Source organism: Microbulbifer mixtoriginis (SeqCode) (assembly GCF_052467945.1).
The window spans coordinates 4,683,520-4,710,156 of the sequence record NZ_CP174328.1; the positions used below are offsets into that span (position 1 = coordinate 4,683,520).

General features: G+C 55.9%; 24 protein-coding genes. 6 read left to right on the forward strand and 18 right to left on the reverse strand.

From position 1 onward, the window contains the following. Nucleotides 1-245 precede the first annotated feature (245 nt). On the forward strand, nt 246-653 hold the full coding sequence (locus ACJJIJ_RS20350; protein WP_252084368.1) for an OsmC family protein: 408 nt from the start codon (nt 246-248) through the stop codon (nt 651-653). An 85-nt stretch (nt 654-738) separates the two neighbouring features. Here the strand turns inward: ACJJIJ_RS20350 and coq7 are convergent, their stop codons facing one another. From coq7 to ACJJIJ_RS20405, 11 genes are all read right to left on the reverse strand, one after another. Then, nucleotides 739-1,383: a 2-polyprenyl-3-methyl-6-methoxy-1,4-benzoquinone monooxygenase gene (gene coq7 / locus ACJJIJ_RS20355; protein WP_252084369.1), complete on the reverse strand. Its 645-nt coding sequence runs from the start codon at nt 1,381-1,383 to the stop codon at nt 739-741. Between the two features lie 55 nt (nt 1,384-1,438). Then, nucleotides 1,439-2,737, reverse strand: a complete 1,299-nt coding sequence (purD, locus tag ACJJIJ_RS20360; RefSeq protein ID WP_444938284.1) for a phosphoribosylamine--glycine ligase — start codon at nt 2,735-2,737, stop codon at nt 1,439-1,441. 191 nt (nt 2,738-2,928) lie between these two features. Beyond that, on the reverse strand, nt 2,929-4,500 hold the full coding sequence (gene purH, locus ACJJIJ_RS20365; RefSeq protein WP_444938285.1) for a bifunctional phosphoribosylaminoimidazolecarboxamide formyltransferase/IMP cyclohydrolase: 1,572 nt from the start codon (nt 4,498-4,500) through the stop codon (nt 2,929-2,931). Nucleotides 4,501-4,643: 143 nt separating this feature from the next. Beyond that, nucleotides 4,644-4,952: a DNA-binding transcriptional regulator Fis gene (gene fis / locus ACJJIJ_RS20370; protein WP_020411495.1), complete on the reverse strand. Its 309-nt coding sequence runs from the start codon at nt 4,950-4,952 to the stop codon at nt 4,644-4,646. Further along, nucleotides 4,949-5,887, reverse strand: coding sequence for a tRNA dihydrouridine synthase DusB (gene dusB, locus ACJJIJ_RS20375; protein ID WP_444900927.1), 939 nt, complete (start codon nt 5,885-5,887; stop codon nt 4,949-4,951). The genes fis and dusB overlap by 4 nt, the downstream gene beginning before the upstream one ends. Nucleotides 5,888-6,135: 248 nt before the next feature. Further along, nucleotides 6,136-7,440 (reverse strand): DUF3426 domain-containing protein, encoded by a 1,305-nt coding sequence (locus ACJJIJ_RS20380; protein ID WP_444938286.1) that lies wholly within the window; start codon nt 7,438-7,440, stop codon nt 6,136-6,138. A gap of 75 nt (nt 7,441-7,515) precedes the next feature. Beyond that, nucleotides 7,516-8,397 carry a 50S ribosomal protein L11 methyltransferase gene (gene prmA, locus ACJJIJ_RS20385; protein ID WP_444883653.1) on the reverse strand — a complete coding sequence of 294 codons (882 nt, stop codon included), beginning with the start codon at nt 8,395-8,397 and terminating at the stop codon, nt 7,516-7,518. Nucleotides 8,398-8,533: 136 nt separating this feature from the next. Continuing rightward, nucleotides 8,534-9,874, reverse strand: a complete 1,341-nt coding sequence (gene accC, locus ACJJIJ_RS20390; protein ID WP_252084374.1) for an acetyl-CoA carboxylase biotin carboxylase subunit — start codon at nt 9,872-9,874, stop codon at nt 8,534-8,536. Between the two features lie 15 nt (nt 9,875-9,889). Next, nucleotides 9,890-10,354 (reverse strand): acetyl-CoA carboxylase biotin carboxyl carrier protein, encoded by a 465-nt coding sequence (gene accB, locus ACJJIJ_RS20395; RefSeq protein ID WP_444938287.1) that lies wholly within the window; start codon nt 10,352-10,354, stop codon nt 9,890-9,892. Between the two features lie 24 nt (nt 10,355-10,378). Continuing rightward, nucleotides 10,379-10,834, reverse strand: coding sequence for a type II 3-dehydroquinate dehydratase (gene aroQ, locus ACJJIJ_RS20400; protein WP_444883656.1), 456 nt, complete (start codon nt 10,832-10,834; stop codon nt 10,379-10,381). Nucleotides 10,835-11,093: 259 nt separating this feature from the next. Then, nucleotides 11,094-12,899 carry a protein-disulfide reductase DsbD family protein gene (locus ACJJIJ_RS20405; protein WP_444938288.1) on the reverse strand — a complete coding sequence of 602 codons (1,806 nt, stop codon included), beginning with the start codon at nt 12,897-12,899 and terminating at the stop codon, nt 11,094-11,096. Nucleotides 12,900-13,019: 120 nt separating this feature from the next. Here ACJJIJ_RS20405 and ACJJIJ_RS20410 point away from each other — a divergent pair, with 120 nt between their 5' ends. The 4 genes from ACJJIJ_RS20410 to ACJJIJ_RS20425 all read left to right on the forward strand — a co-directional run bounded on the left by ACJJIJ_RS20410 (nt 13,020) and on the right by ACJJIJ_RS20425 (nt 16,757). Next, on the forward strand, nt 13,020-13,745 hold the full coding sequence (locus tag ACJJIJ_RS20410) for an N-acetylglucosaminyltransferase (protein WP_444938289.1): 726 nt from the start codon (nt 13,020-13,022) through the stop codon (nt 13,743-13,745). Then, a complete protein-coding gene (locus ACJJIJ_RS20415) occupies nt 13,742-14,224 on the forward strand; it encodes a copper chaperone PCu(A)C (protein WP_444938290.1) in 483 nt (160 codons plus the stop codon). The genes ACJJIJ_RS20410 and ACJJIJ_RS20415 overlap by 4 nt, the downstream gene beginning before the upstream one ends. A 30-nt stretch (nt 14,225-14,254) precedes the next feature. Next, nucleotides 14,255-14,824, forward strand: a complete 570-nt coding sequence (locus ACJJIJ_RS20420) for a YajG family lipoprotein (protein ID WP_444938291.1) — start codon at nt 14,255-14,257, stop codon at nt 14,822-14,824. 178 nt (nt 14,825-15,002) lie between these two features. Then, nucleotides 15,003-16,757 carry an EAL domain-containing protein gene (locus ACJJIJ_RS20425; RefSeq protein WP_252084381.1) on the forward strand — a complete coding sequence of 585 codons (1,755 nt, stop codon included), beginning with the start codon at nt 15,003-15,005 and terminating at the stop codon, nt 16,755-16,757. A 52-nt stretch (nt 16,758-16,809) separates the two neighbouring features. Here the strand turns inward: ACJJIJ_RS20425 and ACJJIJ_RS20430 are convergent, their stop codons facing one another. Then, on the reverse strand, nt 16,810-17,808 hold the full coding sequence (locus tag ACJJIJ_RS20430; RefSeq protein ID WP_444938292.1) for an adenosine kinase: 999 nt from the start codon (nt 17,806-17,808) through the stop codon (nt 16,810-16,812). A 372-nt stretch (nt 17,809-18,180) separates the two neighbouring features. Between ACJJIJ_RS20430 and mrcB the strand changes: the two genes are divergently transcribed. Further along, entirely contained in the window at nt 18,181-20,745 is a 2,565-nt protein-coding gene (mrcB, locus tag ACJJIJ_RS20435; RefSeq protein WP_444938293.1) for a penicillin-binding protein 1B, read from the forward strand. 40 nt (nt 20,746-20,785) lie between these two features. Here mrcB and hemB read toward each other — a convergent pair whose 3' ends face one another. From hemB to hemJ, 6 genes are all read right to left on the reverse strand, one after another. Beyond that, the gene (gene hemB, locus ACJJIJ_RS20440; protein ID WP_444938294.1) at nt 20,786-21,796 is read right to left on the reverse strand and encodes a porphobilinogen synthase; all 1,011 of its coding nucleotides are present in this window, start codon (nt 21,794-21,796) and stop codon (nt 20,786-20,788) included. 102 nt (nt 21,797-21,898) lie between these two features. Continuing rightward, nucleotides 21,899-22,531: a GntR family transcriptional regulator gene (locus tag ACJJIJ_RS20445; RefSeq protein ID WP_444938295.1), complete on the reverse strand. Its 633-nt coding sequence runs from the start codon at nt 22,529-22,531 to the stop codon at nt 21,899-21,901. Nucleotides 22,532-22,538: 7 nt separating this feature from the next. Further along, nucleotides 22,539-23,711, reverse strand: coding sequence for a benzoate/H(+) symporter BenE family transporter (locus tag ACJJIJ_RS20450; protein ID WP_444938296.1), 1,173 nt, complete (start codon nt 23,709-23,711; stop codon nt 22,539-22,541). Between the two features lie 158 nt (nt 23,712-23,869). Then, entirely contained in the window at nt 23,870-25,153 is a 1,284-nt protein-coding gene (gene hemL, locus ACJJIJ_RS20455) for a glutamate-1-semialdehyde 2,1-aminomutase (protein ID WP_444938297.1), read from the reverse strand. 172 nt (nt 25,154-25,325) lie between these two features. Continuing rightward, entirely contained in the window at nt 25,326-26,111 is a 786-nt protein-coding gene (gene thiD, locus ACJJIJ_RS20460; protein WP_252084388.1) for a bifunctional hydroxymethylpyrimidine kinase/phosphomethylpyrimidine kinase, read from the reverse strand. Nucleotides 26,112-26,193: 82 nt separating this feature from the next. Further along, nucleotides 26,194-26,616: a protoporphyrinogen oxidase HemJ gene (gene hemJ, locus ACJJIJ_RS20465; RefSeq protein ID WP_252084389.1), complete on the reverse strand. Its 423-nt coding sequence runs from the start codon at nt 26,614-26,616 to the stop codon at nt 26,194-26,196. Nucleotides 26,617-26,637: the final 21 nt, after the last annotated feature.

Here is a 26,637-nt window from a genome sequence, read left to right on the forward strand (position 1 = left end):
GAAAAAACAGTCCCCAACAGAGGTTGGTCGCGGCAAAGTTCCGCAGTGTGACCTGTGACACTCTGGCGCGGGTGCGATTGGACTGCAAGCGGGCTATTGCGTTCACTGGCGAAGGGGAGAAACTTCAGTAGTGAACATTTCGCGCGGAGGTGTTACGGACACTATACCGGAAATACTCTGCCTGTCAGGATAATCTTGTACTCTGTGCTAAGCTTCGCGGCTTGAATTTCAGCGGGAGAATGGCAATGCAGGGCAAGGTAACCTGGGTTAATGATTTGACCTTCGTCGGCGAAGCCGGCAGTGGTAATTCGGTAGTGATGGAAGGGGGGCGCACTAATAACGGTGTGCGCCCGATGGAGATGATTCTCCTCGGAGTTGGTGGCTGTGCAGCCTATGATGTGGTTTCCATTTTACAGAAGGCGCGCCAGGATATTATTTCCTGTCATTGCGAATTGAATGGCGTTCGCCCGGATACCACCCCATCACCTTTTGAGCGAATTGAAATGGAATTTGTTGTGCGAGGCCGGGGAATAAAAGAATCCCATGTAGCCCGCGCTGTGGAGCTATCTGCAGAGAAATATTGCTCTGCTTCAATTATGTTGCGCAATGCGGGAGTGGAGATTGTGCATCGCTATCGAGTAGAAGAAGTCTAAGCAATACTCAGATAAAGAAAAGGCCTGCTCAAAAGCGGTTGCTTTTAGCGGGCCAGCCAATTTTTACGAACCGGTTATTAATATTTTAAATTTTGTAACTGGCTGAGGTCATCACCTTGGCTACCAGAGACATAGCGCCTTTCACCGGTGCTGGGAAACGTTTGCCTCCGGCGGCTAGCGCGGCATGAGCGTGTTCACTCTCATCGACCAACATTTGCTCCACTACGGCGCGACTGCGTTTGTCCTGGGCTGGAAGCTTCTGCAGATGACTCTCCAGGTGTTCGCAGACCCTTTCTTCTGTCGCTGCGACAAATCCCAGGCTGATGCGATCGCTGATTTTGCCGGCGGCGGCGCCCAGTCCAAATGACAATCCATACCAGAGTGGATTGAGCAGGCTTGGGCGGCTGTCCAGTTCTTTGAGGCGCTGCTCACACCAAGCCAGGTGGTCGATCTCCTCATCCGCAGCGCGCTCCATTTCACCGCGTACCTCGGGCAGTTTTGCTGTGAGTGCCTGGCCTTGGTAGAGGGCCTGAGCACAGACTTCGCCGCTGTGGTTGACCCGCATCAGACCGGCAGCGTGCTTGCGTTCGGCATCGCTGAGCTCGGCCTCCGCTTCGCCTTTGGCCGGAGATGGGCGCCCGTGACAGGGCTCGCCGGGACTCAGAGTACGCAGGGCGCGGTCAGCCTGAATCAGCAGGTGATCGAGGCCACTCAAATTGCGTTCACTCATGTTTATGACTTCCTCTGTATGGCGGTAGTCAGCCCTACCGCCATGCTAGGTAAAACTACTTATCGCTACTAATCTGTTCTCTTTCGACCGCGCGATAACCGATATCTTTCCGGTAAAATACACCTTCCCAATAGATGGCGCGGGCAGCTTCATAGGAATTGGCCTGAGCTTCGGCGACGGTGTCGCCCAATGCGGTGGCGCAGAGTACGCGGCCGCCATTGGTGACCACACGCTCGCCGTCCAGGGCAGTACCAGCGTGAAAGACTTTGGCGTTATCGCCGTCAGCTTTCTCAAGCCCACTAATAGCATCGCCCTTGCGGTAACTGCCGGGATAGCCGTGTGCGGCCAGTACCACTCCAAGTGATGGGCGCGGGTCCCATTCAGCCGTCACGCTATCGAGCTTTTTGTCCAGTGCGGCCAGGCACAGGTCTACCAGGTCGGATTTCAGACGCATCATAATAGGCTGGGTTTCGGGGTCGCCGAAGCGGCAGTTATATTCGATCACTCTGGGAGCACCCTGCGGATCGATCATCAGGCCAGCGTAGAGAAACCCGGTATATGGCGTACCCTCAGCGGCGAGGCCTTTTACTGTGGGTTCAATTACTTCTTGCATGATGCGCTGATAAACACTGTCGGTCACTACCGGTGCTGGGGAGTAGGCACCCATGCCGCCGGTATTGGGGCCAGTATCGCCGTCACCGACGCGCTTGTGGTCCTGGCTGGTGGCCATGGGCAGGATATTCTCCCCATCTACCATTACGATAAAACTCGCCTCCTCACCCTGCAGGAATTCCTCGATCACTACTCGGCAGCCAGCGTCGCCAAAGGCATTCCCGGAGAGCATATCGCGCACAGCCAGCTCGGCCTGTTGCTCGGTCTCGGCGACGATGACGCCTTTACCAGCGGCGAGGCCATCGGCTTTGACTACGATGGGGGCTCCGCGCTCACGAATATATTCGATGGCTGGTTCAACTTCGGTGAAATTGCGATAAGCGGCGGTGGGGATCTTGTGGCGCTCAAGAAAGCCCTTGGTGAAGGCCTTGGAGCCTTCCAGCTGTGCAGCGCCTTTGCTGGGGCCAAAGATGGCGAGGCCATGCCCGTTAAAGAAATCTACAATACCGTCAACCAATGGTACTTCGGGGCCGACAATCGTTAGTTCTACGCCGTTTTCCTCAGCGAAATCTGCCAGGGCGGCGAAGTTATCCACACCGATCGCGATATTTTCCAGCTTGGGTTCGCGGGCAGTGCCGGCGTTGCCTGGGGCAACATAGACGGTGCCGACATTTGGGTTTTGCGCTGCTTTCCACGCCAGGGCGTGCTCGCGGCCACCTGATCCGATAACCAATACGTTCATTCTTAAATCCCCCTAAGTCTACCGATCCGGTCCATTGCACAGGCTATAGGTGTGCTAGTTTAACGTGGAATTGATTCTGAGGCCTGAGTCTCGCCCCTGGATTCAAATGATTTATGCGGGCTGGGAAGTGTCGATACTTCCCAGCCCGTTGATCATAGCCCGCAACAGTAAGCATTTGCGGGCGTACAATCTTAGTGGCGGAAGTGGCGCATACCGGTAAATACCATGGCCATATTGTGCTCGTCCGCTGCGGCGATCACTTCCTCATCGCGCATGGAGCCACCAGGCTGGATAACCGCCTGGATACCGACAGCGGCGGCGTTATCAATACCATCTCGGAAGGGGAAGAAAGCGTCGGAGGCCATCACGGACCCTGCAACGGCGAGGCCTGCATGCTCGGCCTTGATCGCGGCGATACGCGCGGAGTTTACGCGGCTCATCTGGCCTGCGCCTACACCGACAGTGCGACCGTCTTTGCCGTATACGATGGCATTGGATTTTACAAACTTGGCCACTTTCCAGGTAAACAACAGATCGCGGATTTCTTCTTCAGTGGGCTGGCGCTTGGAGACTACTTTCAGGTCGGCAGCGGTGATCAGGCCGTCGTCGCGGTCCTGAACCAGCAGGCCACCATTAACGCGCTTGTAGTCCAGTGCCGGGGTGCGCTCGTTGCTCCACTGGCCGCATACCAGCAAGCGCAGATTCTTCTTCTCGGCAACGATCTGTTTTGCCTCTTCGGAGACTGACGGTGCGATGATGACTTCAACAAACTGGCGCTCGACGATCGCGCGGGCAGTGGCGCCATCCAGTTCCTGGTTGAAGGCGATGATACCGCCAAAGGCAGATTCACTGTCGGTAGCGAAAGCCAGGTCGTAGGCCTTGTGAATATCTTCAGCAATTGCCACACCACAGGGATTGGCGTGTTTAACGATCACGCAAGCGGGTTGCTCGAAGGACTTAATACACTCCAACGCGGCATCGGTATCGGCGATATTGTTGTAGGACAGCTCTTTGCCCTGCAGCTGGGTGGCAGTGGAAATACTGGCCTCAGCTGGGTTGGCTTCGGTATAGAAAGCGGATTTCTGGTGCGGGTTCTCACCGTAGCGCAGGTCCAGTTTCTTGATAAATTGGCTGTTGTAGGTGCGCGGGAACAGCTGCTTTTCTTCGCCTTTAATGGCGCCCAGGTAATTGGCAATAGCGCCGTCGTAGCCCGCAGTGTGTTCGAAGGCTTTTACCGCCAGATCAAAGCGGCTGGTGTGGCTCAGGGCACCATCGTTAGCTTTCATCTCCTCGATGATATTGCCGTAATCGCTGGCATTGACCACGATAGTGACATCTTTGTGGTTCTTGGCGGCAGCGCGAACCATGGTAGGGCCGCCGATATCGATGTTCTCGATAGCGTCTTCGAGGGAACAGTCGGGCTTGGCAACGGTTTGAGCGAAGGGGTAGAGGTTAACCACCACCATATCGATCGGGGTGATACCGTGCTCGCCCATGATGGCATCATCGGTACCACGGCGCCCCAGAATGCCACCGTGTACTTTCGGGTGCAGCGTTTTGACACGGCCGTCCATCATTTCAGGGAAACCGGTGTAGTCGGAAACTTCTACCACGGGAATACCCGCTTCCTTGAGCTGGCGGTGGGTTCCGCCGGTGGAAAGAATCTCAACCCCCATTGCGGAGAGCTGTTGAGCGAACTCTACAATGCCACTCTTGTCAGAGACACTAATTAGAGCGCGGCGGATGGAAACCTTGTCTGTCATTGCACTTGATCCAACTGGTTTTCGAAAAGGATGTTTAAAGGGTTTTAGCGGTTGTCCACTGTGGCAACAAAAACGCTGCCGGGAAAATAGCGAAGGGGGATGAGTTACCTCATCCCCCTTCAAAATTTCGCTTGGTGGGAAGCTTACAGCAGGCCGTAGCGCTTCAGCTTCTTGCGCAGGGTGCCACGGTTGAGACCCAGTAATTGCGCGGCGCGGGTCTGGTTGTGGCGGGTGTATTTCATCACCACTTCGAGCATGGGCGCTTCGATCTCCGACAGCACCATGTCGTAGACATCGGTTACCATCTGGCCATCCAGGTGGCGGAAGTAATTCTCCATTGCGTGCTCGACGGCATCGCGCAGGGACTGCTGCTGTGGCTGTGCCAGTTGAGTCTGTCCCCTGGAGGATACTTCTTCATTGCCAGTATCCGGAATCAATACTTCATTATTCATGCCGCTTGTGCCCCTCTCGTTATTCGGCGTTCAAACCACTCGTGAACGCTGGCATGTTGTACTTCTGCGCTCTCTATTTGGAAAAAGGTCTTGCGGAAGGACTCGCTGTCCGCGAGTGTCTTCAAGTACCAGCCCACGTGTTTGCGGGCGATACGGACCCCCATCACCTCACCGTAGAATCGGTGCAGTTCACCCAAGTGGGTGAGCAGTATTTTTTTTACTTCGTCCAATGTTGGTTCGGGCAGCCGCTCGCCGGTGGCGAGGTAGTGGGCTATCTCCCGAAAAATCCAAGGTCGTCCCTGTGCGGCACGGCCAATCATGACCGCCGCAGCACCAGTGTAATTGAGGACCTCGCGGGCTCTTTCGGCACTGGTTATGTCGCCGTTGGCAAAAACTGGGATTCCTACCCTGGATACAATATCGGCAATGGTATCGAATTCAGCCTGTCCGTGGTACCCGCAGGCACGAGTGCGACCGTGAACCGCCAAAGCAGCGATACCAGCATCCTCGGCCATTTGAGCAACGGTGGCGCCATTACGGGAATCCGTACACCAGCCGGTGCGGATCTTAAGCGTCACCGGGACGGAGACAGACTGGACCACGGCCTGCAATATATCCGCAACCAGCTTTTCATCCCGCAGCAGGGCGGAGCCCGCCGCTTTCTTACACACTTTTTTTGCCGGGCAGCCCATATTTATATCGATGATTTGCGCGCCGCGACGCACGTTCTCCCGAGCGGCCTGAGCCATCATCTCGGGATCACCACCGGCAATTTGTACCGATATGGGAGCTGCCTCACCACCGTGGTCCAGACGCAGTCGTGACTTGCGGCTATTCCACAGACGCGTGTCTGAGGTCACCATCTCCGATACCACCAACCCGGCGCCGAGTTGGCGACACAGTTGACGGAAGGGGCGATCAGTAACTCCGGCCATTGGCGCCAAGATTACCGGGTTGTCGATAATGTAGGGGCCTATAGCAATAGACACGGTAGCTCCGTTTGGGCTTTGGAAGGGCGTTCTGGGCCCAGGCAAAAAGGCCGCCTATGATAACGACTGCCCCGGCGTTGGCAAAGCGAAAAAGCGGGCAAATTGATCGATCCCTGTGCGTTTAGCTTGCAGAGTGGTCAATTTTAGTGGCTTTGCACGCCAGGGTGACCAATGTCTTGACGCTCAAACCTTCCTCAAGGAGCGATTTTCATCTCGTAGTTCACCGCCTCGGCCCCTGGATCGACCACCTCAATGGCAATGTGAATAGGGCTGCCCTGGGGCATTAGCTTGCGCCCAGCCAACTCCCCTTGTAAATACTCTTGGGGACTAAAGCGGCGACTCGCTACCGCTTTATTTTTCAGGTCGCTGAAATTTAACAGCAAATTGGGAAACGCCTGGGGGTAGGGCGCTGTATTTAGCAGCACAGCGTCCACAATCAGAGCGCCCTCCAACTGGGGATGGCTGCGCACCATCAGGTTGGAGGCCTGGATCGCTCTGGCATCGCGTAATGGGGGGAGAGCACAGCCGAATAGTGGGCAGGCTACAGCGTAAATTTTGCGCCATGGTTGCTGCTTGCTGAGACGGTCGAACTGAAAGTAGCCCACTTGAACCAACAGTAAAATTACCAAAGCTGGCAGGAGAAGTCGCCACAGCCAGGGGCTCACCGCTTTCTTCGATGGCGTCGCACCCCAGCTCATTTCCAGCGGGGCAGGTTGAATGGCGGAGATCAGCTGTTCGCGAGCGGGCTCGGCCTGCGGCTCAGGAGTGTCCTCAGCTTCTGTGGCAAAGTAAGGCTCCCTGCGTTGACCACTTGCCTCAGGCTGGGATATAGGGAATATCTCTTCGGAGCTAGGGGGCGTCTCGGATGTTGATTTTAGATCGCTGGGCTCTGTGGCAGTTGTTTGCGCCTCCAGGGGCTGTTCCCAGGGATCCAGGTCATTGAGGCTATCGTTTTTATGGGTGGTGTCCCGATTGTCATAATTGGTGTCAACCCTATTGCCTGTAGTACTGTTATCGAAGTCGGGTACATCGTCCCAATCCGGTTTGAGTACCGACTCTAGGTCTTCCTCCTGGGCTTCCTCGTGGTGGTTTTCTTCTTGTAGCTCCTGCCACTCGTTATCGCCAAATGCGTCACCAATGAGGCTCTCGGAATTTGCTGGTGGTGCTTCGGGCTGGGTGTCTTCTGCGGGTTCCCCGGCTTCAAAATCGATGGGAGGCTGCTTTGCATTGGCGCTGTTGGGGGCTGTCTTATCCGCATCCGCCGGATCGTCGTCTTCCAGCTCGATATCGTCATGAATCAGGAAGTCATCGTCTTCCAGAAGAGTTTCCAGATCACTGCGTGTGTCGGGGCCATTGTCATTAAAGACAATGTTCTCATCTGCACGGAAAACTTGCAGGCAGGAACCACAGCGCACAGCGCCACGGGCAGCGCGCAGCTGCTGGTCATTAACGTGAAATGAAGTGCTGCAATGGGGGCAGCGGGTTACCAGTTGAGACATTCGACTATGGCGCAGTTTATTTTGCGCTCAAGTTTATCAGTCTGCCCGGTCCCCGCGTAGTACTGGCTAGCGTATTTAGCGAATACGGGTACCACTCAGGCGTACCCAACCCTCGTGCTCCGCATCCTCATCGAAATCGATCTGGTCTGAGTAGGCAGTTTTTACTTGTTCGGCCTGGGAGGCGAGGATACCGGACAGGCAGATACGCCCGCCGATTTTGGTCAGCGCAATCAGCTGCTTGGAGAGCTCTACCAATGGGCCGGCAAGGATATTGGCTAGCATGAGATCGGCGGCTTCCTGAGGCATCTGTTCTGGCAAATAGACTGGGAAGCGCTGCGGGTCTATGCCGTTGCGCACCGCGTTGTCGCGACTGGCAATCAGAGCCTGTGGATCGATATCGGTCCCCATGGCGCATTTGGCTCCGAGTAGCAAGGCGCCGATGCCAAGGATGCCGGAACCACAGCCAAAGTCGATGGCGCTCTTATCCTGCAAGGGCTCTTGTGCCAGCCAACGCAAGCACAGGTAGGTCGTGGGGTGGGTGCCGGTGCCGAAGGCGAGTCCAGGGTCCAGTAGCAGGTTGACCGCCTCCGGTTGAGGCGGCTCGCACCAGCTGGGGCAGATCCACAAGTTGTCGCCGCACTGAATGGGCTTATAGTGAGACATCCACTCGCGTTCCCAGTCTTTATCCTCAAGTTGGTCCCAGCGGGCATTGGGTAGGAGCTCGCAAAGGAAGGAAGCTGCTTTGGCCTCAGTGACAGCAGTGTCGACCTCGGCATCGAACAGACCGGTAACCCGTGTTTGATCCCACAGGGGTACTTCGCCGAGTCCGGGTTCGAGAATGGGTTGGTCTGCGTTGTCTTGCAGGGTAACGGATACGGCACCGGCAAAAAGCAGTGCATTTTCAATTTTGTCCGCTTGGGCACGATCGGTGTCGACGCGGAGTTGTAGCCAGGGCATAGGGATTCCGTGGTGAGTAACTGCTATTGGGGTGGAGTGGCCACCCTGCTTTTGCGATGTCCGCCGCCATCCCTGGCGTTCGGCATCATCGTATTGTGGCCGCAATTCTCTCCAACTTTGCCCTGGCTGGCGAGGGTTAGAGTCCCAACTTCTTCTCCAGATAGTGAATATTGACGCCACCCTTGGCAAAGGCCTCATCGCGTACCAGATCCTCCTGCAGGGGGATATTGGTCTTGATGCCATCAATAACCAGCTCAGAAAGGGCTACGCGCATGCGTGCCAGTGCGGTTTCGCGGTCCTCGGCGTAGGTGATCAACTTGGCGATCATCGAGTCGTAGTTGGGGGGAACCGTATAACCCGAGTAGAGGTGCGAATCGACCCGCACACCCAGGCCGCCGGGCATATGAAAGTTGTTGACCTTGCCGGGACTGGGGAAGAAAGTCTGGGGATCTTCCGCATTGATACGGCACTCAAAGGCGTGCCCGCGAACGACAATATCCTCTTGCTTGAGAGAGAGCTTCTCTCCAGCACAGACACGAATCTGTTCCTTGATCAGGTCTACGCCAGTCACCATTTCAGTAACAGGGTGCTCAACCTGAATACGTGTGTTCATCTCGATAAAGTAGAAGCGTTCATTCTCGTAGAGGAACTCGAAAGTGCCGGCGCCGCGGTAGCCGATATCGATACAAGCTTGCACGCAGGATTGGTGTACCTGTTCACGCACGGCATCGGGGATTCCGGGAGCTGGAGCTTCTTCTAGTACCTTTTGGTGACGGCGCTGGAGGGAGCAGTCGCGATCCCCTAGGTGAATGGCATTACCCTGTCCGTCGGACATTACCTGGACTTCGACGTGGCGTGGGTTCTGCAGAAATTTCTCGAGGTATACGGTGCCATCACCGAAGGCAGCTTGAGCCTCAGACTTGGTAACAGCGATAGCGTTGATCAGGTCTTCGGCGCGCTCCACGACACGCATACCGCGGCCACCGCCACCGGCGGCGGCCTTGATAATGACTGGATAGCCGACTTTTTCGCCTATTTCTAGGCAGCGCTCGCTATTTTCGGGTAGGGGACCATCGGAGCCGGGTACGGTGGGGACGCCTGCCTTTTTCATGGCGGCGATGGCGGATACCTTGTCACCCATCAGGCGAATGACATCCGGGTCTGGGCCGATAAAAGTGAAGCCGCTTTTTTGTACTTGCTCGGCGAAGTCCGCGTTTTCTGCGAGGAAGCCGTAGCCTGGGTGCACGGCTACTGCATCGGTGATCTCCATAGCGGAAATCAGGGCAGGAATATTCAGGTAGCTCTGCGGCGAGGGGTTGGGACCAATACAGACAGATTCATCGGCCAGGCGTACATGCTTGAGATTGCGGTCCACCAAAGAGTGAACCGCAACTGTGGCGATGCCCATTTCTTTGCAGGCGCGCAAAATCCGCAGGGCGATTTCACCGCGGTTGGCGATCAGGATTTTGTCGAACATAGTGACTTACCCCACTCAGACGATGGTCACGAGCGGCTGATCGAACTCTACCGGCTGGCCATCTTCGAGCAGAACGGAATCGATGGTACCGGCCTTGTCGGCTTCGATCTGGTTCATCATTTTCATGGCTTCAACGATGCACACTACGTCGCCGACCTTAACCTGCTGACCAACTTTGACGAAGGGCTCGGCGCCGGGGCTGGGAGCTGCGTAAAAAGTGCCCACCATTGGGGATTTCACCGCATGGCCGCTGATCGTTGGTTTGGTTTCTTTTTCTACCGCCGCCGGGGCTGGTGCAGCTTGGGCAGGTGCAACAGGTGCCGGGGCCATTGGAGCCGTGTAAATTGGAGCAACCGGTTGATTTGCACCGCTGACCCCGCGGCTGATACGCACCGATTCCTCGCCCTCTTTAATTTCCAGCTCGCCGATATCCGATTCTTCGAGCAGCTCAATTAGTTTTTTAATTTTGCGGATATCCATAGTTCTTTCACTCGCAGGTTTGATTCATTGATTTTGAGACGCCATACCCAGTTGGTGTATGGCCGCCTGAAGTGCCAGGGTGTAGCTGTGTGGCCCGAAGCCACACACCACACCACGGGCTAAATCGGATAGATAGGAATGGTGCCTAAATGCCTCGCGGGCATGAGGATTGGAAAGGTGTAACTCGATAAACGGTATGGCAACGCCCGCTAAAGCATCTCGTAAAGCCACGCTGGTGTGGGTGTAGGCGGCGGGATTGATTACGATGAAATCCACGCTGGTATTGGCGGCTAAGTGGATGCGTTCCACCAAGGCAGACTCGCTATTGCTCTGGAGGGTTTCCAGCTGGTGGCCTGCAGCATCACATTGGCGCTCGGCGGCCTGATTGATTTCCGCAAGGGTGGCGGCGCCGTAGATATGCGGCTCGCGACTGCCGAGCAGGTTGAGGTTGGGGCCGTGCAGGAGAAGAATTTTAGCCATAGTATGCCCTGGGGAAAGTTGCCGAAAAACCCAAAAAAATGGTCTAAAGTTGGCTATCTTGCGGGCAAAATCGAATTTTTGGCCTATTTGCCCGAGTGCTTTAGGCGAGTGTGCCGCAAAAGTGACTCCCTGTCCATGCCTGCTGGGCAGTTTATCGAAGTTAGCGGCAGTTCGGCGATATTTGCCTAAAAATTAGCGCAAAATATCCGCAATGTGGCCTTTTTACCCTTGGGATTGGCTACAAAGGCGGCAGTTTCCTTTAAGGGGCAGAGGATCTACTGAGTTCGCTCCCGGCAGCGGCTTCCAGCTCCATCAATAGCTCCTCGCGGGAGAGGATTTGCGGCAGGATTTTGGCCTCGCCACCACTGGCGGGGTAAAGCAAGTAAAGCGGCACGCTGGTACGGCCGTATTTCGCCAGGAGCTCGCTGATATGTGGGTCCTGATTGGTCCAGTCCCCTTTAAGAGCTACTACCCCTAGTCTCTCAATGGCGTCGCTCACAGCATCACTCGACAGCACCACTTTCTCATTGGCCAAGCAAGTAATACACCAGGCTGCGGTCATATTGGTTAGCACTGGACGCCCCTCCCTCCGCGCTGTCTCGAGCCGTTCGGCGGAGTAGGGCTGCCAGTAGTCACTGGTCTGTTGAAGTGCTTGGGGGGCAGTACTGAGGCGTGGCAGTAGCATTAGCGCAAAGCTCAGGGCCACAACCGCCAGCGAGCCCCGCAGCCAGTGCCACTGAGGGCTGGGCCAAAGCCATAGCGCAAAGGCGATTGCCACAGCGCCGCTGAGAACCAGAGCGATACCATCGCCACCAGTCTGACGTCCCAATACCCACAGCAGCCACACTGCGGTCAAGTACATGGGGAAGGCCAGTAGTTGCTTTAAGCGATCCATCCAGGGGCCGGGGCGTGGCAGCTTGTCCACTAGAGCGGGAATATAGGTGAGCAGCAGGAAGGGGGCGGCCATACCGGCGCCAAGGGCGGCAAAAACACTGAGCGCCACGGCTGGAGATTGTGTGACTGCAAAGCCCAGCGCCGAGCCCATCAGGGGCGCGGTGCACGGGCTGGCCACGAGTGTGGCCAGGGCGCCGGAGGTAAAGGAGCCGCGCAACCCCTGACTGTTACTTAAATTGTTACCAACGCCCATCAGGCTGCTGCCGATCTCTGTGACACCGGACAAGCTGAGTCCCATGATAAAGAACAGATAGGCCAATGCGGCTACCAACCAGGGAGACTGTAGCTGGAACCCCCAACCTATCGCCTCACCGCCGGCGCGCAATGCCAGCATGGTGGCGGCAATGGCGACAAAGCTGAGTACAACGCCGGTGGAGTAGGCCCAGCCGTGATGGTGACGTTGATTAGCATTCTGTGCTGTCTGGCTAACTGCCAGCAGCTTGATTGAAAGCACTGGAAAAACACATGGCATTAGATTGAGTAGCAGGCCGCCGGCAAAGGCGAAAAGCAGTGCAAAGGGGAGCGTGATGGCGCTAGCGTTACTCCCCTGAGGTGAGGAGCTGCCACCTGTACTTTGGGGAGAAGAATTTTGCGGGCCTCCCTCAATAGGCTGGATGCTTCCCGAGCCAATATCCACGCGATAGTGGCGTACCTCTGGTGGGTAGCAGAGCCCCGCATCGGCGCAGCCCTGATAGTGCAGTTCTAATTGTAAGTTATTGGCGCTGTCGTTGAGGGGAATGGGGAATTCCAGCTGGCCGCGATAGACCTCGGTTTCCTTCTCGAAATACTCATCCCAGATAACTTCACCGCTGGGGAGATTCAGTGGAACTGCGGTCTTTTGTCCGTTTTCTACAAGGTAAAGGGCAAGTTTGTCGCGATAGAGATAGTATTCTGGAGCTATTTCAAACAGCGCACTGAGCTGGTTGCCACTCAGCAGCAGGTCCTGCCGGTAGGCTTCGTCCACTGGCAGAAAGGTATTTTGCTGCTGGCCGATAGAAGATGCAAAAGGGTTACTTTCCGCCTGCGCAAAAGCGTTGGTTGTGGATAGGCATAGCAATATTGCCAGCAGTGCGAGGAAATTATTTCTGAAACTTTTGGTCATCACAGCCATAGATGAAAAAATTCATTATAGTCGGGCGCATGGTTCTGACTGCTGCGCCGGACGGGGGTTCAGTCGCGTCAGCAGTATAGCGATGCTATTGGTACAAAAAAACAACAGCGGAGAATTGCTTTGCCGTCACTTGAACGCCTTCACAGCTTTGCTATCTGCCTCTTGATGGCGGCGTTACTTGGTGCCTGTGCTTCGCAACAACCGCCTCCCCCGGCGCCCAGTCCACCTTCGCAGAAAGCCAAACCATCCGTTAATGAGGTGCGGCGTAACAATGTGGCTTACTTCTTAAAGCGTGCTGAACAGGCGTTACGCAAAGGCCATCTTACCAAGCCTGCCGGCGCCAGTGCCTATGACTACTACCTAAACGTGCAGAAGTTGGACCCTGGAAATCGTAAGGCTCAGACCGGAATTCAAACAATTGTGGTCACCTACGTTGAGCGTGCCCGGGAAGCGCTGCGCAGGCGTGCTTTTACCGAAGTGGGCGGCCTACTACAGCGCGCAGAAATGCTGGCTCCGGGGAATCCTTTGGTGGCTGAGGTGCGTACACAGCTAGTCCATGAGCGCGGCCGCGCACAGCTGGATCTACCACAGGGAGAGGCTATTGGCCTGCCTGCGGCTGGGCTGCGGGCGAGATCGGAAAATTTGGTCACACAGCTGCGCCAAGTGGCCCAGCGTATTCGCAGAGAACAACTACGCGTCATAATTGTCACCGGCAATGACGCGGAAGGCCGCTGGGTTTATCAGCAGCTGCGTGAAGCGGTGCCCGGTTATCGGGTGCGGGGGGATATAAAGATTGGCAGCCCCGCGCGTTTACTTCTTATTAATCCCAGTGGAGGGGTCCAGTGAAAAAGCCAAATGTATTTGTGTGGATTCTGCTTTCCAGCAGCCTTTTGTACACCTTGGGGGCTTTGGCCCTCACCCAGTCTCTTATGATTGAGGGCTATGCCAGAGAGACTCCGCCGGGAGCACCTATGAGCGTGGCGTACCTCTCCCTGCACAACACCGGCAAACAACCGCTGCAGTTGACGGCGGTAGAGTTGCCCGGAGGGGGGGGCGGGGCTGTCAATTTGCATACCACTGAGCGTGAACGGGGCGTCAACCGTATGCGTCCACTGGAGAAACTGTCGATTGCCGCTGGAGAGAAACTACAGATGATGCCAGGTGGTATCCACTTGATGATTCACGGGGTGCGCCTTCAGGCTGGAGATACACTGCCCCTACGCCTGCTTTTTGACGACGGAAGTAGTTTGGAGGTTGTGGTTCCGATCATGGGGCGTGATGGACTTGAAAAAGATCACCACCATCATCATGGCGGTGCTGGATAAAAAAATCCTGTTGAAGTAAAGGTAAGAAAAATGAAGAATTTATTGTTATGGGTGGGGGCTCTGGTCGTGGCTGGGTGTGCTCACAGCCCACTGCAAATCCATTTGTATCCACAGGTTCAGGTGGCTCCCGAATCCATTGGTTCGGGCTATAGCCTCAATGTTCGCGGTGTTAATGAACTATCCGGTGGGGGGCTCGGTTCTCTCGGCGGAGTCTATGCAGACACATCTCAGGTGAGTATTTCCAACGATGCAGGTAGTGCTATCGCCGCAGGGTTGAGCCAGGGTTTTGCCAATTGGTCATTCCGTATCACCGATTCGGCACCTGAGGTGCAGGTGACGGCGAAGTTGGTGAAGCTGACGTATAACAGCCCCAGTCAGGTATACACCACCCAGGTTGATACCTCTGCTGAGATTCACTTGGAGGTTAAGGTGGGCCATGCCACCTATTTTGGAACTTACAGTTCCTCTGGCAAAGACCGCAATCTGATTAAGCCCAGCCGCGAAGAGGTGGAAAGCCGGGTAAATGGCCTGCTGAGTGCGACTATGCAGCGGGTATTCGAAGATGAGAAACTGAAAAAATTCTTGCGCGCAAATCTTTGAATGTGCAATTTAGGGATCTACTGAAGTGAGCCGGCTGGAGGCTGGATAATTGAATACAATCGGCGATTTTGGGCGATGATAAGGCTATTTTTAGCCATTTCTTGCGGTGAGATGCCTACAAGGGCTGCGCCAGCCACCCTTTTCCAGGGATATTTCGGTTTCCACTGGGAGTGTGGCTGTGGCCTTATTTGACACTCAATCCGCCGAATACCTCGGTTTGTTGGGGGAGCTGGAGGCTCAACTCAAACCCTGTGAGCAGATCAGCCTACAGGCCGCTGAGGCGGCGCTGGGGGAGATTGCCGATGGAGTGATCGTCACCGATCCCCGCGGTATTGTGCAATATGCCAATCCGTTGGTCAGTGAGATGAGTGGTGACCTGGTTGGACTCCTGCCTGGTCAGCCTGTAAACGAGGGCCTGCGGCTTCGCGATAGTCAGGGCACCCTATTGCCTGCGCTGATACCAGATTCCCCTTCTCACGAAGTACCCAGCGTGCGGGAGGTCCGCGCCTTTATTTGGCGACTCGGGGAAAACCGTCCACCGCTGGAAGTCTCTGTGCAGGTGATGGCTTTGTGGGATGCCGGCACATTAAAAAATTATGTGTTGGTTTTGCGGGATACCTCTGCTGCCCGACGAGTGTCTACTCGCCTGAGCTGGCAGACCAGCCACGATGCGTTAACCCGCTTACCCAATCGACAGTATTTCGAGAGCGAATTGCAAAAGCTCCTGTCACAGTGCGTTGATAAGCGTCAGCATCATGTACTCCTTTACTTGGATGTCTATCAATTCAAAGTAATCAACGACACGCTGGGTTTTGTCGCCGGTGACCAGTTGTTGGTGCAACTGGTTGCACTGCTACAGAAGGGCTTATCTGGGGCCGATTTGTTTGCACGTGTGGGCAGTGATGAGTTCGCCATTTTGCTGCGGGATTGCACCCTTGAAGAGGGCGGGCGCGTGGTTGCGCGTCTGCGCGAATCTGTTCAGGAATTCAGCTTCCACTGGCAGGGTAATGATAGCCGTGTAGCGATATCAATTGGGGTGGTGGGTGTGGACCGATTCACTCCCAGTGCCAGCCAGCTGCTGGCAACCGCCAATGATGCCTGCTGTTCAGCCAGGGATCAGGGGCGCAACCGGATAAAGTTGTTTGGAGATTCGCGCAAGGCGTTGGAAAAGCGTCGTGAGTCCACCTGGGTTGCAGAAATTCACGCTGCCCTGCGAGAAGATCGCTTGATCCTCTATCGGCAGCCGGTGGTCTCCCTGAAAGGGGAGCGCCAGATTCATCACTATGAAATTCTGGTACGCATGCGCGGGCGGGATGGAGGGGTGATCTCGCCGGGCTTGTTCCTACCCGCAGCGGAGCGCTATGGCCTAATTGAGGAGGTAGATCGTTGGGTTATTCAGCGCGTGTTCCGTTATATGGCCCAGGAGCAACTGATCGGTATTGCTACGGCCAGCTATGCCATCAATATTTCCGGTATCAGTTTGGGCGATGATACGTTTGCGGACTTTGTACTCGCATCAATGAGTGAGGAGGGTGTAACGCCTTCAAGGGTACAGTTTGAGATTACCGAGACCAGTGCCATCAACAACCTTGAAAGGGCTCTGATTTTTATCCACAAGCTGCGCGCTGCAGGCTGTAGTTTTGCCCTGGACGACTTTGGCCGTGGAGTTTCTTCGCTGGCTTACTTGCGTCAGTTACCGGTGGACTTCCTCAAAATCGACGGGAGCTTTGTGCGCAACATGCTTGAGGATGAGATCGACAGCGCGATGGTCAGTACCATTGATCACCTGGCAAAGCGTATGGGGATCAGCACTATCGCCGAGTATGTCGAGAGCCCCGAACTGATGGATAAACTCTGTCGTATGGGGGTGGATTACGCCCAGGGCTTCGGTATTGCTGCCGCTTCGGGATTGCCCGATATTGGTGAGCCCTAAGGTTTAAAGCTGAGCGGCCGGTAAAGGCCGCCCTCAATCTCTACCGCTGACTTCAGATAACCGTTGCCAATAGCTCTGGGTGTTGTTCTGCTTGTAGTCGTGGACCGTATTGGCTGACTACCTGGGCGGCGGCGCGGCAGGCGAGTTCGCCGGCCTCAGCAAAGCCCATCTCCCGGTTGAGTGCATATAGAAATGCGCCTGCGAACATATCGCCGGCACCGTTGGTGTCTATTGCGCGCACCTGCGGACTGGCAACTCGGTATTGCTTGCTGCCATCCCACAGTAGCGCACCATCGGCGCCCAGAGTGATGGCAAAGCTGCGGCAGTAATCGCTCATTGCTTCTGCCGCAGCATCCAGTGAGTCGGTGCCGGTGAAGCCCAGGGCCTCATCGCGATTGCAGAACAGCATATCTACGCCGCCGCCAATCATTTCTCGCAAGCCCTCGCCAAAGAATTGCACCATTGCCGGGTCTGAAAGGCTCAGCGCGGTTTTCACACCTGCTTGCTGGGCCTGTTCACGCAGAGTGATAGCGGCGCGGCGCCCAGTTTCGGAGGAGACCAGATAACCTTCGATATAGGCCCACTTGGAGGCTTTCAGGGCTTCGCTATCCAGTTCGGCTACCGAGAGTTGCTCGCTGATACCCAGGTAGGTATTCATACTGCGCTCGGCATCGGGGGTAATCATTACCAGGCACTTACCGGTAGTGCCGCCATCTGCTTGCTGCAAAGTGGTTGGATAGTCAACGCCAGCGGCGCTGAGGTTGCTGCGATAGAAATCTCCGTTATCGTCGGCGGCAACTTTGCAGGAATAGAAAGTGTTCAGGCCAAAATAGCTGGCGGCGATAACTGTATTGGCACCAGAGCCACCACAGGCGCGTTTGGCGGTGATCATGTGGTCCCGAAGGTCGTCTACCAGCTGTTTCTGCCGGGCATCGTCGACTAGGGTCATAATCCCCTTTTCAACACCGAGCTCCGCAAGATCCTTGTCGGATACCTCAATTTCCGTGTCCAAGAGGGCGGCGCCGATGCCGTAGAGATCATATTGCTGCATATCCATCCTTTTCGGGCGATTTGTATAGATTTCCGCCGCATTATGGCTGTGATTATGGCAAGTGCAAGGTGGTTGGTTTGACTTAAAGCGGTCAGCGTTTATAAAGGCGTCATAAGCCTCAATATGAACTTATAGGAGGCAATTGCGGTCAATCCTCGAACAGGTACTTTGTGTGCTTGTGGTATGACTACCGGGATACTCAGCCCGGATTCTGGCGGTTCACGGATGTTCCCCAAGGCGCCGGTTCAGGCGTCTACGGCAAGATACCAGCGGAGCTGCCACCTACTGGTGTCCTGCCTGTGATAGTGATGAGATTCCTGAAGATCCCCACTGTCTAGAGATGTACCGAGATGGCAGCTGGAAAACTCTTATATGGCCTCGACGAAACGCCGGCGCAGTAAAGCGTCAAAACCGAAAAGACGCTACCGCTGGTTAAAGTTCTTATTCCTGCTGGCCCTGGTGGGGGCAATGGCCCTTGCCGGCTATATGGCATACCTCGACGTACAGCTGCGGGAGCGTCTCGATAGCCGCCAATACCAGTTGCCGGCGCGGGTTTTTGCGCGCCCTCTGGTACTGCGGGAAGGCATGGCAATGCACCCTGATGAGCTGGAAAGCGAGTTTGCCGCCCTCAACTACCGCAAACAAAAGACTTTGACGGAACCTGGCTCCTGGACACACGAGGGGATGAATTACCGGGTCTGGCGCCGGGACTTTATTCATGCAGATGGCCGTGAGCCGGCGGCTATGGTTACTTTCCGCCTGCGTAACGATGAAATTGACAACCTGCGCGATGAAGATGGGCAGCGCATCGCCGAGTTCCGCCTGGATGCCGCTAATATCGGTTCATTGCTGGGGGGCGGAGACGATCGCAATCCGGTGCGTTTCAAGGATATCCCGCCGTTGGTGGCGAATACCCTGATAGCGGTGGAAGACCAAGACTTCCTCAACCACTTCGGCATCTCTCCGCGAGGTATTGCCCGCGCAATGGTGGCGAATATCAAGGCAGGGCGCCTGGTGCAGGGCGGCTCAACCATTACTCAGCAGCTGGTTAAGAATATCTTTTTCGACCATAAGCCGAGCCTGCAGCGCAAGATCAATGAAGCCTTGATGGCGGTATTGATGGAGATTCACTACGACAAGGGTTATATCCTGCAGGAGTACATCAATGAGGTGTGGTTAGGCCAGCAGGGAGCCAGAGGTATTTATGGCTTTGGCCTGGCATCGGAGTTCTATTTCCAACAGCCGCTGGATACTCTGGAGCCCCATCAGGTCGCCCTGCTAGTGGGGCTGGCCAAGGGTGCCTCCTACTACAACCCTTGGCGCCATCCCCAGCGCGCATTGAAGCGTCGCAACACCGTTCTGGAACTGATGCGCGAGCAGGGCCTGATTACCCAGGCAGAGTTTGAGCACTACTCCGCCAAACCACTGGGTGTGGTGAAAGGCGGTGTAACCGCACAGAATCCCTACCCGGCCTTTACCGAGCGCCTGCTCTCAGAGCTGCGCCCCTATTACTCCTACGAGGAGCTGCGCACCACCGGTTTGCGGGTTTATACAACCCTTGCGCCTTCGGTACAGAGACTCGCGGAAGAGTCCATCAGTCAAGGCGTACAGAAGTTGGAGAAAGATCGCAAAATTAAGGCGAATACTCTTCAGGCTGCCACGGTATTGCTAGATAACAACACGGGTAATGTGTTGGCCATGGTGGGAGACCGCGATCCGGATTATCCCGGCTTCAATCGAGCCCTGGAGGCGCGCCGCCAGGTGGGTTCTCTGATCAAACCGGCGGTCTTCTTAACTGCCTTGGAGCGTCCTGAAGAGTACAACCTGGCTACCTTGATCGACGATGCGCCAGTGCGAATTGAGGAAGCCGATGGCGATGTTTGGATGCCGCAAAACTTCGATAAGCTCGCCCACGGTCAGGTGCCTCTCTATGTCGCCTTGGCCAAGTCTTACAATCTGGCTACTGCCCATCTGGGGCTCGATCTAGGGCTGCAGAATGTGCGTCAGACTATTCGACGCCTGGGTGTAGATACCAGTCTGCCGCATGTACCTGCAATGTTGTTAGGCGCAGTGGAGATGACGCCATTTGAGGTTGCGGGCATGTATCAGACTATCGCCAATAATGGCGAGACGGTGCAACCTCGCACTTTGATGGCAGTATCCGATGCACAGGGAGGGCGGGTACAGCACTTCCGCCCGCGCACTAATCGCGGTGTTGATCCGGTGCCCGCCTACTTGTTGCGCTGGGGGCTGGAGCAGGCGATGCGCGAAGGCACCGGGCGCAGGTCGGCCAAGCGTCTGCCCAGTAGTGTGCCCTTTGCCGGTAAGACGGGTACTACCAACAATAACCGCGACAGCTGGTTTGCAGGGTTTTCCCCTGAGGTTACCGCCGTGGTGTGGCTCGGGCGCGATGACAACGTACGCACCCGCCTAACCGGTTCTACCGGAGCTCTGCCGATCTGGACTGAAATCATGCGCAAGTTGCCCCATCAGCACGGTCCTGTTGAGGCACCGCGGGGTGTTGAGTTCAAAGAGGTGAATGCGCGCGGGCAGTTTATGGACCCGGATTACTGTCGGGGCGGCTATGAGATTCCCTTCTCCTACGAAACTCACTTGCAGCCTGCGCCTGAGTGTCGCGGGCGCGACCGCTGGCGCTGGTTCCGCAACCTGTTTGGCAATGAGCGCTCCGAGGCGGCTCCAAGGGAACAGATGACACCGGGTTGGGGCAATGATACAGAGCGGCGCCAATATGAAAGTGAGCGCCGCCATCAATTGCGGGAGCAGTTGCGCCGTGATGATGCCGAGACATTGGGTGGGGATTCCAGTCTGGAGCCTTTGGAGCTCCCTCGCGGACAGTCCACAGAGGTGGACTACCGAGGTGTCCCCGTTGAGGAGGCCCAGCCGGTGGGCCCCGCGCTGGAAGACCAATGGCCCTGAACCGGTGGCACGGTGCAGGCCGCGCAAAATTTACAAGGATTCAGCCCTGCAGTAGCTGTGCGGCCTCCTCGGCAAAATAGGTGAGGATTCCGTCCGCGCCCGCGCGCTTAAACGCCAATAGGGACTCGAGAATTACCGCCTCGCGCTGCAGCCAGCCATTTTCAAATGCGGCGCAGTGCATGGCGTACTCGCCGCTTACCTGGTAGGCAAAAGTGGGTACTCGCAGCTCTTCTTTCACCCGGCGCACGATATCCAAATAGGGCATACCGGGCTTCACCATCACCATGTCCGCCCCTTCTTGTAGGTCTAGGGCACACTCGTGCAAGGCTTCATCCGAGTTGGCGGGGTCCATCTGGTAACTGGCTTTGCTGCCTCCCTTGAGGTTACCGGCGGAGCCGACAGCATCGCGGAAGGGGCCGTAGTAGGCGGAGGCGTATTTGGCAGAATAGGACATGATCAGGGTATTGCTGTGCCCGGCGCCTTCAAGTGCTGTACGAATAGCGCCGATACGGCCGTCCATCATGTCTGACGGCGCTACCATATCCGCCCCAGCTGCGGCGTGGGACAGTGCCTGCTGTACCAGTACCTCAACCGTCTCATCATTGACGATATAGCCGCTGTGATCCATCAAGCCATCCTGGCCGTGGCTGGTGAACGGGTCCAGGGCCACATCGGTAATAACCCCTAACTCCGGCACGGCATTCTTCAATTCCCGCACGGCACGTTGGGCCAGACCATTGGCATCGTGGGCAGCGCTGGCGCAGTCGGATTTTACCGAGGGGTCCACTACGGGAAACAGCGCGACGGCGGGAATACCGAGCTGTTGCAGAGACTTGGCCTTATTGGCCAACAGGTCCACACTGAGGCGCTCGACACCGGGCATCGAAGCCACCCTCTGAGTTTCGCTGCGCCCCTCGATGACAAACAGGGGCAGGATCAGGTCGTCGCAGCTGAGCTGATTCTCCCTCACCAGTCGACGGGAAAAATCCTGCGCGCGCAGGCGGCGCAAGCGGGTGTTGGGGTAGGCTCCGCGGCCGAGATTTTGACTCATAGGGAATTACTCCGGCTATCGATAAGGCCGCAGCAATCCCGCGACCGCAATTGGCGGCCATCATATCAAATTGCCGCCACCGGTGATTTCCCTCAACTTGCTTTAGAGGCTGTTTGGCGTGGTGTGAAGAAAGGACACCAATTGCTTGCCGGCGGTTTCGATATGCGTGGCTAGCAGGGCTGCCGCTTCCTGTTCCTTCTTTTGTTGTAGGGCCTCGAGAATTGCGTAATGCTCTTTCTGGCTGGTGTTTTGGTAGTCCAGGCTGCGGGATTGGTAACCAATATAGCGCTCACATTGTCTGTGCAGCTGCTCCACAGTAGCGAAAAGGGTGGGGCGCTCTGCGGCGAGGTAGATAGTGGCGTGAAATTGCCAGTTAAGACTGCCGATCTGCTCGGCTGAGAGGTTGGGGTTCCCCTCCATGGTATCGAGAATGTCTCGTGCCCGACCAAGAATTTCCCCGGTGAGTTTTTTTTGCGCAAGGGTCTGTATTAGAGGTTCCAGGCGCATACGCATCAGGTACAGATCTTCTACTTCCAACGGATCGAACTCGGGTACAGCGACACCCCGCTTGCCATGGGGCGATAGCCAGCCTTCATTTTTCAATCGCTGTAGGGCATCCCTTACGGGAATACGACTGACCTCGTAGAATTCGGCCAATTCAGCCTGTTTTAGTGCCTGGCCTGCGGGAAAATGTCCCCGCTGTAAATCGGCTTTGATTTTCTCGTAAAGGTTCATTGGCCCTTTATTTATTATCCTGCTTGAAAAACCAATAACAGCCCAGTCCGCCGACCAGGCCCCAAAAAGCAGCGCCTATGCCCAAGAAGCTGATGCCTGAAGCGCTGACAAGAAAGGTGATTAGCGCCGCCTCACGGTTTTCTGTATCTGCGGTAGCACTCGCTAAGCAGTTGCCTAGTGTCCCAAGCAGCGCCAGGCCAGCCAGGCCGGCTATGAGTGCCTTGGGGAAATTACTGAATAATGCCACTACGGTGGCGCCGGATAATCCTACCAGAAGATAGAAGAAGCCCGCGGCAATCCCAGCCGTATAGCGTTTGTCTGGGTTGGGGTGTGCTTCGGGTCCGGTACAAATTGCCCCGGTAATCGACGCCAGGGTCAGGGTGAAGCCGCCGAAAGGAGTGAGAAGCAGGTTGGTTAATCCTGTTCCGCTAATCAGTGGAGAAACTGGCACTCGTTGGTAACCACTGGCAGCCAGGGTTGCAGCCCCTGGTAGATATTGGGAAGTCATTGTGACGATAAACAACGGGATGCCGACGCTGATTAGGGTTGAGAGTTTGAATTCCGGTGTAACCCAAATGGGCTTTGCAGCCTGCCAGTGAATCTGGTCAGGTACGAACAATTGCAGTTTCCAGCAGACAGCCACCCCACAAGCGAGTACCACAATAATGGCGTAACGGGGTATCCAGCGCCGCCCGATGAAATAGGCCAACAACATGGCACCCACTAGTACAGGCTGGGATTGTAATGAGGTGAAAGTAGCGAGGCCGAACTGGAGCAATATGCCCGCCAGCATGGCGCCGGCAATTGGGCCAGGTACTAGCCTGGCTACTCGTTCGAAGGCTCCGGAGAGGCCTACTACAAGGGTCAGCATAGCGCTGAAAAAAAATGCACCGATGGCCTCGGCAATTGGGATACCGCTGAGACTGGTTGCTAGTAATGCTGCGCCGGGAGTCGACCATGCGGTAACAATCGGTGCGCGATAATACCAGGAGAAGAAGATACCGGAGAGCCCCATCCCCAACCCCAAAGCGCCGATCCAGGAAGCAATCATCGCTTCGTCTGCGCCGGCTGTGCGGGCTGCTTCAAACACAATGGCTGCGGAGCTGGTTACGGCGACCAGCACGGCGATAAAGCCAGCGCTGATCGTGGACAGGCTGGTATCGGAAAGCAAGCTTCTCAAAATGTATACCTTTTTAATTTTGTATACATTTTTGATCACTAATAACAAAAGAACAACGTTTCTTCGACAAAGCGTTGATCTACAGTGCTTGGGGGCCGTTGTGATACTGGGAGAGCGTACAGGCACCCACCCTGCGATGGATGCCTGAGAGAGAAGGGCTAGTCGAGCCGGGCGAAGACGCGTTCTGCGGCAGCGATAGTCTCTTCGATATCCTCGTCGCTATGGGCGGCGGACATAAACCCGGCCTCATAGGAAGCAGGTGCCAGGTATACGCCTTCCTCAAGCATTCCGTGGAAGAATTGATTAAAGCGCTCGTTATTACAGGCCATTACCTGCTGGTAATTGGTGACTTGGGGTTCTTCGGTAAAGAAGAATCCGAACATACTGCCGGCTTTATTGGCGGTGATGGGAATACCGGCCTTTTTACCTGCGGCCAAGATACCTTCTACCAGACGATCTGTTCTGGCTACTAAAGGCTCATAGAAGCCGGCTTTCTCCACTAAACGTAAAGTTTCGAGGCCCGCAACCATGGCCACGGGATTGCCGGATAAAGTGCCGGCCTGATAAACCGGTCCCAGGGGGGCGATTTGCTCCATAATTTCGCGTTTTCCACCGAAGGCGCCTACCGGCATGCCTCCGCCGATAACCTTACCTAGGGTGGTCAGGTCCGCCTCGATTCCGAAGTGGCCCTGGGCTCCGGTAAGGCTTACACGGAAGCCCGTCATTACTTCGTCGAGAATCAGCAGGGCGCCGTGCTGGTCGCAGACTTCGCGCAATGTCTCGAGGAAACCGGGGACTGGAGGAATACAGTTCATATTGCCGGCAACGGGTTCCACGATAATACAGGCAATTTGGTCGCCAATTTCATCGAAGCAGGCGCGCACGCCGTCAGCATCGTTATAGCTCAGGGTAATCGTGTGGTCGGCCAGGGCGGCAGGAACACCGGGAGAGGAGGGCACGCCCATGGTTAGGGCTCCGGAGCCGGCTTTGACCAGTAGTGAGTCGGAATGACCGTGGTAGCAGCCCTCAAACTTCACAATTTTATCGCGCCCGGTGAAGCCGCGAGCGAGGCGGATAGCGCTCATGGTGGCTTCGGTACCGGAGTTTACGAAGCGCACTAGGTCCATATTGGGCCACAGGCGGCAGAGCTCTTCGGCAAGCTCGGTTTCCAGCTCGGTGGGGGCACCGAAGCTGAGGCCTGACTGGGCCTGCTCCACAACCGCTTCAATCACTTCCGGGTGTGCATGACCCAACACCATCGGGCCCCAGGACTGTACATAGTCGATATAACGCTTATCGTCCGCATCGAAGAGGTAGGCGCCTTCGGCGCGACGGATAAACAGAGGGGTGCCGCCCACAGCGCGGAAAGCGCGCACCGGTGAGTTAACGCCGCCGGGGATGAATTGCTGGGCTTCAGCAAAGAGCTGCTCGGATTTACTCATAGAATTCATTCAGAAATTACGAAAAAGGCCAAGAATCAGCGGCCATTATCAGGGTGTGAGGCTCTAAGGACAATGCGTGAAGAGTCAGGGCGCAGTAGGGGAGGCTGGCTGGTAAGTCGCACCGACCTTAATGTCGGTGCGGATCCTATTGTGCAATGAGGAGGGAAGTGCCCTAGCGTTCACACCAGAATAAGCGGTTGGGAATCGGCCGTCCCATCCCCAGACGACGGCTGTCGCGGATGGCGCTCCAGGCGTATTGCTGGCTGCGGCTCACTGTCTCGGTGATGGTCAGGCCGTGGGCGATATGACAGGCGATGGCAGTGGCGAGGGTGCCGCAGACCCCATAGGCTGCAGGTGGCAACCGCTCCCAGTGGAATTCACGGATCAGGCCGCGTTCATCGTAGAGGCGATTCTGCAGTTGTTGCTCATGCGGTACTCCGGTGAGTAGCAGGTAGCGACAACCGCTTTCCAACAATTCTTGGGCCATAGCATCATGGGTGTCGGCCTCTACTGCCATGGCGCGCGCCTCACGGCGGTTGGGGCAGACCATGGTGGCATATGGCAATAACAGAGAGGTCATGGCCTCCCAAAGAGGCGGGGCCAGTACACTCTCTTTATCGGCCAGGGTGGCATCTGGGTCGATAATGACTGGAACGTCCGGGTAGTCGCGCAGCACGCTGTGCAATGCCCGCACATTTTCCACCGAACCGAGATAGCCAACCTTGATAGCCGCTATCGGCATATCTTCAAGGACCGTGCGGGCCTGCTCAATTAAAAGGCTGTCATCCACTGGCGCTACGCCGAGCAGTTCCCCGGTATTGCAGACGCTGATGGCGGAGACGACGGAGGCTGCATGGCAGCCCAAACTGACGGCCGTTTCTGTATCTGCGCCTATTCCTGCGCTGCCACTGGGGTCGTGGTGGGTGACGGTCAAAATAATGGGCTGCGGTGTATCCATAAAAGATCTACATGACTGCCAATTGCTGTGCGCCTAATTTTAGTTCCTGTAAGCCCCACATAAAGAATGATTTTGCGCCAAATTAAAATGGCTTCACGACGGCCAAAATTACAATGGCGAATAGAGCCACTGTTGGAACCTCATTAAAGATACGGAAGTAACGCCCGCTGCGGGTATTGGTGCCCTGGGCGAACTTACGAACGTAGGCGCCACACATATGATGATAGGCCAGGAGCAATACAACGAAGGTGAGTTTCGCGTGCATCCAGCCGGCTGAGGTGTAGTAGCTGGGATTCAAGCTGTACAGCCAAATACCCAGGCCGACGGTGGCGAGCATGGCTGGAATGGCGATCCCCCGATACAGTCGCCGTTCCATGATGCAGAAACGATCGCGGCTAAGGGCGTCGGTAGCATCTACGTGGTAGACGAAAAGACGCGGTAAATAAAACAGCGCGGCAAACCAACATACCATGGCAATAATGTGAAAAGCCTTGATCCACAACATGGAATATCCCCTCAAAAATAA

What these genes read in the sequence shown, in the direction of transcription:
- ACJJIJ_RS20445 (WP_444938295.1), bottom strand. Translation starts at nt 22,531, where the DNA reads ATGAACCTTTACGAGAAAATCAAAGCCGATTTACAGCGGGGACATTTT.
- thiD (WP_252084388.1), bottom strand. Translation starts at nt 26,111, where the DNA reads ATGGATACACCGCAGCCCATTATTTTGACCGTCACCCACCACGACCCC.
- hemB (WP_444938294.1), bottom strand. Translation starts at nt 21,796, where the DNA reads ATGAGTCAAAATCTCGGCCGCGGAGCCTACCCCAACACCCGCTTGCGC.
- hemJ (WP_252084389.1), bottom strand. Translation starts at nt 26,616, where the DNA reads ATGTTGTGGATCAAGGCTTTTCACATTATTGCCATGGTATGTTGGTTT.
- purD (WP_444938284.1), bottom strand. Translation starts at nt 2,737, where the DNA reads ATGAACGTATTGGTTATCGGATCAGGTGGCCGCGAGCACGCCCTGGCG.
- mrcB (WP_444938293.1), top strand. Translation starts at nt 18,181, where the DNA reads ATGGCCTCGACGAAACGCCGGCGCAGTAAAGCGTCAAAACCGAAAAGA.
- aroQ (WP_444883656.1), bottom strand. Translation starts at nt 10,834, where the DNA reads ATGGCTAAAATTCTTCTCCTGCACGGCCCCAACCTCAACCTGCTCGGC.
- accB (WP_444938287.1), bottom strand. Translation starts at nt 10,354, where the DNA reads ATGGATATCCGCAAAATTAAAAAACTAATTGAGCTGCTCGAAGAATCG.
- ACJJIJ_RS20380 (WP_444938286.1), bottom strand. Translation starts at nt 7,440, where the DNA reads ATGTCTCAACTGGTAACCCGCTGCCCCCATTGCAGCACTTCATTTCAC.
- hemL (WP_444938297.1), bottom strand. Translation starts at nt 25,153, where the DNA reads ATGAGTAAATCCGAGCAGCTCTTTGCTGAAGCCCAGCAATTCATCCCC.
- dusB (WP_444900927.1), bottom strand. Translation starts at nt 5,887, where the DNA reads ATGGCCGGAGTTACTGATCGCCCCTTCCGTCAACTGTGTCGCCAACTC.
- ACJJIJ_RS20430 (WP_444938292.1), bottom strand. Translation starts at nt 17,808, where the DNA reads ATGCAGCAATATGATCTCTACGGCATCGGCGCCGCCCTCTTGGACACG.
- coq7 (WP_252084369.1), bottom strand. Translation starts at nt 1,383, where the DNA reads ATGAGTGAACGCAATTTGAGTGGCCTCGATCACCTGCTGATTCAGGCT.
- ACJJIJ_RS20405 (WP_444938288.1), bottom strand. Translation starts at nt 12,899, where the DNA reads ATGGCTGTGATGACCAAAAGTTTCAGAAATAATTTCCTCGCACTGCTG.
- purH (WP_444938285.1), bottom strand. Translation starts at nt 4,500, where the DNA reads ATGACAGACAAGGTTTCCATCCGCCGCGCTCTAATTAGTGTCTCTGAC.
- fis (WP_020411495.1), bottom strand. Translation starts at nt 4,952, where the DNA reads ATGAATAATGAAGTATTGATTCCGGATACTGGCAATGAAGAAGTATCC.
- prmA (WP_444883653.1), bottom strand. Translation starts at nt 8,397, where the DNA reads ATGCCCTGGCTACAACTCCGCGTCGACACCGATCGTGCCCAAGCGGAC.
- accC (WP_252084374.1), bottom strand. Translation starts at nt 9,874, where the DNA reads ATGTTCGACAAAATCCTGATCGCCAACCGCGGTGAAATCGCCCTGCGG.
- ACJJIJ_RS20420 (WP_444938291.1), top strand. Translation starts at nt 14,255, where the DNA reads ATGAAGAATTTATTGTTATGGGTGGGGGCTCTGGTCGTGGCTGGGTGT.
- ACJJIJ_RS20350 (WP_252084368.1), top strand. Translation starts at nt 246, where the DNA reads ATGCAGGGCAAGGTAACCTGGGTTAATGATTTGACCTTCGTCGGCGAA.